Annotated in this window: 7 protein-coding genes; 2 read left to right on the forward strand and 5 right to left on the reverse strand. The window is 46.3% G+C overall.

The features are described 5' to 3' along the window. Positions 1–22: 22 nt before the first annotated feature. The 5 genes from LQV63_RS30820 to LQV63_RS30840 form a co-directional block, all read right to left on the reverse strand. The gene (locus tag LQV63_RS30820) at positions 23–187 is read right to left on the reverse strand and encodes a hypothetical protein (RefSeq protein ID WP_233699587.1); all 165 of its coding nucleotides are present in this window, start codon (positions 185–187) and stop codon (positions 23–25) included. Continuing rightward, positions 184–1,551: an FtsX-like permease family protein gene (locus LQV63_RS30825; RefSeq protein ID WP_233699588.1), complete on the reverse strand. Its 1,368-nt coding sequence runs from the start codon at positions 1,549–1,551 to the stop codon at positions 184–186. Before LQV63_RS30825 ends, LQV63_RS30820 begins: the two co-directional genes overlap by 4 nt. Positions 1,552–1,723: 172 nt before the next feature. Beyond that, a complete protein-coding gene (locus LQV63_RS30830) occupies positions 1,724–2,827 on the reverse strand; it encodes a sensor histidine kinase (protein ID WP_233699589.1) in 1,104 nt (367 codons plus the stop codon). After that, a complete protein-coding gene (locus LQV63_RS30835; protein WP_233699590.1) occupies positions 2,824–3,549 on the reverse strand; it encodes a response regulator transcription factor in 726 nt (241 codons plus the stop codon). The genes LQV63_RS30830 and LQV63_RS30835 overlap by 4 nt, the downstream gene beginning before the upstream one ends. A 337-nt stretch (positions 3,550–3,886) precedes the next feature. Further along, the gene (locus LQV63_RS30840) at positions 3,887–5,254 is read right to left on the reverse strand and encodes an SMI1/KNR4 family protein (protein ID WP_233699591.1); all 1,368 of its coding nucleotides are present in this window, start codon (positions 5,252–5,254) and stop codon (positions 3,887–3,889) included. 776 nt (positions 5,255–6,030) lie between these two features. On the opposite strand from LQV63_RS30840, the gene LQV63_RS30845 reads away from it, so the two are divergent. Both LQV63_RS30845 and LQV63_RS30850 read left to right on the forward strand, forming a co-directional pair. Then, a complete protein-coding gene (locus LQV63_RS30845) occupies positions 6,031–6,381 on the forward strand; it encodes a hypothetical protein (RefSeq protein WP_233699592.1) in 351 nt (116 codons plus the stop codon). A 17-nt stretch (positions 6,382–6,398) separates the two neighbouring features. Then, positions 6,399–7,196, forward strand: a complete 798-nt coding sequence (locus LQV63_RS30850) for a GGDEF domain-containing protein (protein ID WP_233699593.1) — start codon at positions 6,399–6,401, stop codon at positions 7,194–7,196. Positions 7,197–7,592 lie beyond the last annotated feature (396 nt).

Consider the following 7,592-nt stretch of genomic DNA (forward strand, 5'->3'; position numbering starts at 1 on the left):
GAGTCTTTTTGTTTCTCAAATCTCATATTTCTTCATTATAGGAATGCTGCCCGTTTCCGATAGTACCGGCACGATCACCCGCTTGCGCATAAGCTGCCATTCCATTTGCCGCCAACACGCATACAAGCAGGAGCATGCAAGCTGTGATTAAAGTGTATCTTCTTGGATATTTCCTTGAAGTTCTCATGTTACTCTCCTCTTTCTTTGCCTATCAATTCCGCGCAGCAGGCTATTCACATAATCGTGGCAGGTAATTAGAAAGTAAATCGTTTGCATAAGCAAATAAACGCCGATTACGATGAACGAATAGCTCCAATTGGACAGCATCATAAGCTTATCCAGCACTTTCATCGCGATTAGGGCATGGACGATACCGACAATGCATGGCACGAAAAATAACATACTCATTTGCATAACAACGATGTGTTGAATTTCATCCTCTGTCAGGCCAATTCGGGACAGCGCTTCGCACTGCGCCCGATCCTCCCGCAGCTCTGTGAACAGCTTAAAATAAATGAGGCTGCCCGCTGCAATGAAGAAGAGCAAACTAATGAACATGCCAATAAACATCGTCAAGGCCATCAAGCTCTGCGCATCTTCGTATTGCGTCTTATAACCGTCAAACACTGCTCGTCCCATCATATAAACGGCTCCCGAAGCCGTCACAATAACTGCGCTCAGCATGGAGACAATAAAGAGCATTCTGGCGTTGTTCTTCATCTTATAACTAAGCTGGGCGACGATAATCAGATTCGTTCTTCTGTAGTACAGGCGATGATTGCTCTGAACGAACCGCAGCAGCATGATGCTGAACTGCGTGAACAACAGATAGGTGCCAATCGTCACCGTCACCATGACAGACGGTGCCAACAGAACGAAGTTCGCGCCGTTCATGATTAATGCCATGCCATAAGCGGCGCCCAAGCAGATGACCGCAAGCATGGCTAGCCACCGCGAGAAGACGGGAGGGCTTCCCGGTTCTTTGGAGGCCTTGAGCATATCCATGATGCCGGTACGTCCCACCCTCCATGCCGTCCACGCTGATATTGCCCCGAACAAGAGAAAGAAGCCGCCTGCCGTGATCCACAGCGCCTTCAGCGGAACGGCAAATGCGATAGGTTCGTTCATATGAAGCAGCACTTCAAGCGCCATATAGAACAGCTTGCTGAACGCAATCCCCAGACCAATGCCTGCCCCGATGGACAACAACGCAATCGCCCCATTTTCATAAAGGATTAGTGTTCGAAGCTGCATGCGGCTCATCCCGAATAGCGAGAGCAGGCCGAATTCCTGCTGTCTCGTTTTCAGAAAAGCCGAATTGGAATAGAGCACAAATAAAAACGAGAAAATGACAATAATATATTGGCAGAACATCATCCCTTGCGTAATTTTTCCAGCTGCCACCATATGACCGTTCGCCACGTCGGGATGAATCAAAAATGCGGTGTAGATGTAAAAAATCATGACAGAAAATACGCTGCTCATAAAAAAAGCGCTGTACGATCGCAAGTTGCCGCGAATGTTGCTGAACGCCAGCGTGCGAAGCGTCATCGGCATTCCCTCCCGGCATCCATGCCAATCCTATTTGCCTGCGGTACAATCATAATTTGGTCCCCCCTGTGTCCATTATTTATCAATCTCAACAACGCAAGTATAGATCAGGGTGAACATCGAACCCATCGATTTTCATGACAACAGGCTGCCTGCAAATCTTACAAAATTGTCACTTTGCCCGCTTGTCCATATCCGCCTTGCTGCCGAGAATATGAATGCCGCCCGGATTAAAAGTGACCGTCATCGTTGTGCCCGCACCCAGCTCCGATTCGGCCGACAAAACGTGCCCCAGCCGGTTGCATATTTGCTTTGCCAAATATAACCCCATCCCCGTCGATTCCCCCGCAGTTCGTCCATTCTCTCCGGTGAAGAACGGATCGAAGATGCGCGGCATTTCGTAGGGTGCGATTCCGCATCCCTCGTCCGTCACGCTCAGCTTGCCGCTGCCGTCTCCATTCGGCTCAACGCGGAAAACAAGCTTCTTTGCGCCCGGTTTGCTTTTACTATATTTAATCGCATTGCTGACGAACTGATTCAGAACGACTCTCATCCACTTCTCATCCGTTTGCGCCCAAGCTTCACCCTCCATCTGCGGAAAGATGGAATGACGGATACAGAGACGCTTGTGCGCATTGATCACGGAACGAATCAAGTCGTGTATGGGTATGCTCCGAATATGAAGATCCATCTCGAATTTGTCGAGACGCGCTGTATACAGCAGCATCTCCAAGCTTCGTGTCATACGGTCAGCCTCATCCTGCATGCTGACCATGAACCGCTTCTGCTCGTCCTTGGTCAGGGGAAGCTGCTGCAGCGCTTCCTGCACGAGCATATCGATAACCGACACAGGTGTTTTCATCTGATGAACCCATTGCAGCACGAAATGATTATGCAGCTCCTGCTGGCGGCGATACGTTCCGAGCTCGTTGAGATATGCGCTATGCTGCTGCTCCAATACACGCGCGACAAGCTGCTGCTCCATCGTCACGATGGACTGAACGGTTGTGGTGGCGTGCAAGTCGCCGGTCATTTCGATCGCATGCTTCAATTCCTTGTAATAAGCTTTCTGGCGAATATACTTAATGACCAGCCACAGACAGGTAAATAACAGCGCAAGCACCACAAAATAGCTTATCGTGCCCGTATTTATCATTTGCGGGTAATGTGCATGCTCCAACATCATCAATCCGGCACCAAGTCCGATAATGATTCCGCATAGAATCAGATAGGAGAGCCGATCACGCAAAAATAAAATGGCCGAGGAGCTCTTCATGCATTCGGCTCCTCTCTGTCTGCATCGAGGATCAGCTTATATCCCACACCTCGAACCGTCGCAATCGCCTTGGGGAGTCCGAGCTCTTCCAGCTTCTTGCGAAGCCTCGTCACATTCACGGTCAACGTATTATCATCAACGAACTGCACATCGTCCCACAGCGCTTCCAGAAGCTGATCCCGAGAGACCGTCTTGCCTTGGTGGTTCAGGAAGCATTCAGCCAATAGCTGTTCGTTCTTTGTCAGTTCGATCTTCTGTTGATGCCATGTCAGCTCATTACGGCTGAGATTCAGCCGTAAGCCATGCACGTTCAGTTCAATCTCAGGCGTTGAAGCCAGTCCAGTCGCAACGGCGTAATCGCCATATACTCTTCTTAGCACGCTTTTTACCTTGGCGGTTAACAGATCCAACGGAATCGGCTTGGTAATGTAATCATCGCCGCCATTCTCAATCGCCATCACCTGATCCATCTCTCCCTCCCGCGCCGATATGAAGATAATCGGCATGCTGGAGCATGACCGGATCTGCCTGCACCAATAGTAGCCGTCGAAATACGGCAAGTTAATATCAAGCAGCACCAAATGCGGCTCATAGGCCTTCAGTTCTATCATCAGATCGCGAAATTGCGAGGCGCATGAAGCCTCGAATCCGTACTTCTCCATCGTTCTTTTTAGCACTGCGGCTATTTTCTCGTCGTCTTCCACAATAAAAATGCGATACATGCTCTTCCTCCTAAACGCTTAGCTGCGCAAATCCATAGACTCCTCGAATGAAAGCGGCACAAAACCCTCTCCTTGTTCATTGAAAAGCCATATATAAAATAATCAGCCCTCACTGAAATGACTTTTTTCATTATACACTACAGGTTTACGACTCGGTTTTACCGCCTTCGTGGATGGTCTCCTCAGATAAGGGCATACAAAAAAGAACTCAAAAAAGAACCCCGCAATGGCGGGGCTCTTGTCCTGCTTACTCAATATATGTAGATATCTCTACTAATTATTTTAGTATCATAGCCTATTTTCGCTCCGATGCTGATAGGCATCTTATCACAGCATATCATCGTTCTCCCATCACATACTCCGTATATGCTTCCATCTCAGCCTCTGTACTCTCACCTAACAGTGTGTAATGCAGCTTCTGTTCGAGCAGATGATGAGTCTCATGAAACACTTGATACGTACATGTCATATGATTAAGCTTCGAAAGCGCCGTCAACACCTCATAGCGTCCGTCCTCTACCTGCTCTAGCCTCAGTGACACTAGCTTTTTCATATTGGCAATGAAATCAATGTTCTGCACTCTTCCATATACCTCCAGATTTTTTAGCTTCTTCATTTCAGTTAGATACCCATAGGCTGACTCTGGAATGTTAGACAAAGACAGCTCTTGAAGCTTCTTGCAACGAACAAGGGGCTCAATGGAGTCCAGCACTAGTCCTTCCAGCCACACCTTTTTGAGAGCCGGGAACTCAGGCAGAGCCTCGATATTGGTCACGCGAGTTTTGTATAGTCCTAGCTCCTGTAAAGCAGGGAGCGATGAGAAGATGGAGATATCCGTAACTGGCATTTGCGCCAGGCTTACCTTTTTTAGATCCGTTAATGATAAGATCGGGGTTAGATCATCAATCTGTTGACGAAGCAGGCACAATTCCCGCAAATTTTTGAACTTTGAGAGGGGGGTCAGATCGGTGATATCTTCATCGCATACAAAGAAAAAGCGTACGGCTTCCACTTGAGCGAAAGTAGTTGGTGTTTTTCCAAATAAGCGAGTAATCTCATGCTGCCACTGATCATTCAAGCTGCTCCACCAATTCTCGAAATTGTTATCTTCGGCATGGGTTGAAAGAAGGAGAATCTCTTTCAGCTCATCGAACAGATGGCCATTCTTCCAGAGAACAAAGCTTCGTTCCTTCTCATAACTACAACGGCCTGCATCGAACTGCTCGATGACGAATGCATAGAAAGCTTCTAGTGAATCGCTAATTACACACATTTCATTTTCGTCACGACCACAGCTTATGATCTGCCCAACCTTGCCGTGTACACCCGGAGTTAGATCGAGCGCAATATAATTGCCTGTCCCATCAGCAGCGAACGGAATCCAGCCGGGGCTCCAAGTTACTTCTTGAATATATTCTTTCTGGTAAGAGATCGTATCGAATTCATATTCCTCTGCAATCTCTAATTGACCTTTCATCTCATACAGTATATCTTGCAGGGACATCCAGTAGAAACCAAGCATCAATAGATGCTCTCCTGACTTCTCACCATTGTGCAGAGCATATAACATCTTGAAGCTCTCAGGAAGTACGTATCCCGCAACCGTTTCGATTGGTTTGAAGTCCTCCTCATTTGCTCCATCAGCTATAATTTCCAGAGGTACTCGCTTCGATAGTTCTAACAAAAATTGCTCTGTATTCAACACCGATGTTCACTCCTATTGATAAATAAATATTACATATGAATACTTTCAGTTGTTACAATTGTACAGGATCAAGTTTCTAACGTCTGCATGCCTTCGATCACATTTGCACCAAATTAAGAGATTATCTGTTCACACTTGAGGATGAAGAGAATGAAAATCAGGATGTGCGGTTTTTGAATTTTAGAGATACACTATTTAGAACATGTATTACAGTGAAGGAATATGCGAAATGGCTGGAAGAATGGTGTTATTGATATCTCATACAACGTCTAAAATGTATAGTCCGTATTTATGGACGGTGTTATGTATGTTTGAGCACTCAAAATTAAAGAACTTCTTTGTCATGTTACGTATCACAAATGCAGGTGTGCTTCGATATCTTCAACGGTATAGTGCTATGATCCTATCGGCTCGAGCAGCACAATTCGAAGTAGACGTTTTCCGTTCCGGTGAACCCCTCCGTTTTCTACGAAGGTTTTTTTCAGTAAAAGTTCGATTATATGAACACATGTTCGGAAGGAGTTGGTCGTTATTTGGCGAATATTCGGGTATTAAGAAGGATTGTGTCGTAACTAACGGGAATCTGTAGGAAGAGTAGCATATTTTATGTAGGTCTTCAGTCAGACCTCAGGAGTGTTCACTGGTAGCTGGGTTTCCCAAATTTATTGCTTCCAAGCTCAAAGCTGCTCCCAATCGGGGCGGCTTATTATTTCCTTTTCTACCAAAGGAAGTCCCGACGATGTGCAGTCTTACCCGAACATGAAGGAGAAATCAAAGTGCAGGATAATTTTTTCTATTCCAGAAAAGCAACGCTCTCTTTAAAAATATCTGAATTTGAAATTCCGCCAATGCAGGATTTATTAATCATCGGGAAAAAAGCGCCGATTGGTCCGGAAGCGGTAAAGCGAATGGCACAGGCACTCTCACCGGAACAATTTTCAATCATTAAGTTGGAGCATGCCAAGATTGAAGCGATATTAATTCGAGACTCTCTTCTCCAAATGTTGGATGAACGCGTGTTGATGCAAATCATTCTGGAAGAAGCGGATCGGTCGATCAGCGACAACATGGTTCTTCGTTCCGAGTTGAAAATATCGATATCCGTTCAGCGGGAGGTGGAGTTGTAATGAAGGTGGCAGATTTCATGTCAACCCCGGTTTATACAGTTTCATCAGAACGAAGTGTCCAGCACGTTTCCGACATGATGAATGAACTTAAAATCGGCTCGCTTATCGTCTTGGAAAATGGAAAAACGGTAGGGATCATTACGTCTCGGGATATCCGTTCTTCCCATCCCAATCGGATTGTGGCGGACGCTATGACCCCTAACCCGGTCAGCATTTTGCCTGACGATTTTGCTTGGGATGCTTTGGTAACAATGGAACAACATCATATAGAACGCTTGCCTGTCATCCATGAAGAGCAAGTCGTCGGAATCGTGACTCGAGAAACGCTTCAAATCAAACTGAATCAAATCGTAGATCCGTTAACTGGTTTGTACCGCGCACCCTATATCCAACAAATCGGCGAGGATTTACTGGATCAACGCCAAAGCTTCCATCTGCTCTTTATCGATCTCGATAACTACGGCGAAATTAACAAATTGTACGGACATCCAGTAGGGGACGATATTCTTGTCGAGTATTCCAATCGCCTGCGGGCGGCAACAGATGAAAGGGATTATCTATGTAGATATGCGGGAGATGAATTTGTTGTAATTACATGCCGCAATGAGAACGATGCGACGCGTTTAGGGCATGCGATATCCCAACCCACCACTATTCAAAACGTTAAGGTATCCGCATCGGTCGGAATTGCAAACGACAATCTCATTTCTGACTTTTTTACGCAATCTTTTCGAGAGCTAATCAGCAAGGCAAGCCTTTTATCAACTGCCCTAAAACAGAGTTCCCCATATGATACGGTCTTTATTGATTCATAGAATCAGTTGATGTAGCTGGTATTCCCAAAATGCTCCTTCGCCTGGTCACAGCTTCACTCCATATTGTATACCCCGATGATGCAAGTCGATGATCGAGTTGGTGCGGTGAAACTGGTTAGACGGCCGGTTATATTGCCGGTTCAAGTATATTGTAGTGCTAAGGGGGTATGCCGCCACCTCCGTCAGAATTTGCTTGTTCAACATGAGTGCCCGTTAGCTTAGCAAAACAGGGCAGTGCCGCGATGGCTTGCCCTGTTATCATTGATTGAACTATTGTGTCCCGTTAGTTGAACCATTCAGTTTTGTTGAATCTCTCGTGTTCAAGGGCTCCGTATAGGCGTTTTTGACACTCCACACGGCTAAAGCCGTGGGATTCTTAGCTAGTTGGTGCTTCCG

The organism is Paenibacillus profundus, from assembly GCF_021369635.1.
GTDB classification, from domain to species: domain Bacteria; phylum Bacillota; class Bacilli; order Paenibacillales; family Paenibacillaceae; genus Paenibacillus_B; species Paenibacillus_B profundus.

What these genes read in the sequence shown, in the direction of transcription:
- LQV63_RS30820 (WP_233699587.1), bottom strand. Translation starts at nt 187, where the DNA reads ATGAGAACTTCAAGGAAATATCCAAGAAGATACACTTTAATCACAGCT.
- LQV63_RS30825 (WP_233699588.1), bottom strand. Translation starts at nt 1,551, where the DNA reads ATGACGCTTCGCACGCTGGCGTTCAGCAACATTCGCGGCAACTTGCGA.
- LQV63_RS30830 (WP_233699589.1), bottom strand. Translation starts at nt 2,827, where the DNA reads ATGAAGAGCTCCTCGGCCATTTTATTTTTGCGTGATCGGCTCTCCTAT.
- LQV63_RS30835 (WP_233699590.1), bottom strand. Translation starts at nt 3,549, where the DNA reads ATGTATCGCATTTTTATTGTGGAAGACGACGAGAAAATAGCCGCAGTG.
- LQV63_RS30850 (WP_233699593.1), top strand. Translation starts at nt 6,399, where the DNA reads ATGTCAACCCCGGTTTATACAGTTTCATCAGAACGAAGTGTCCAGCAC.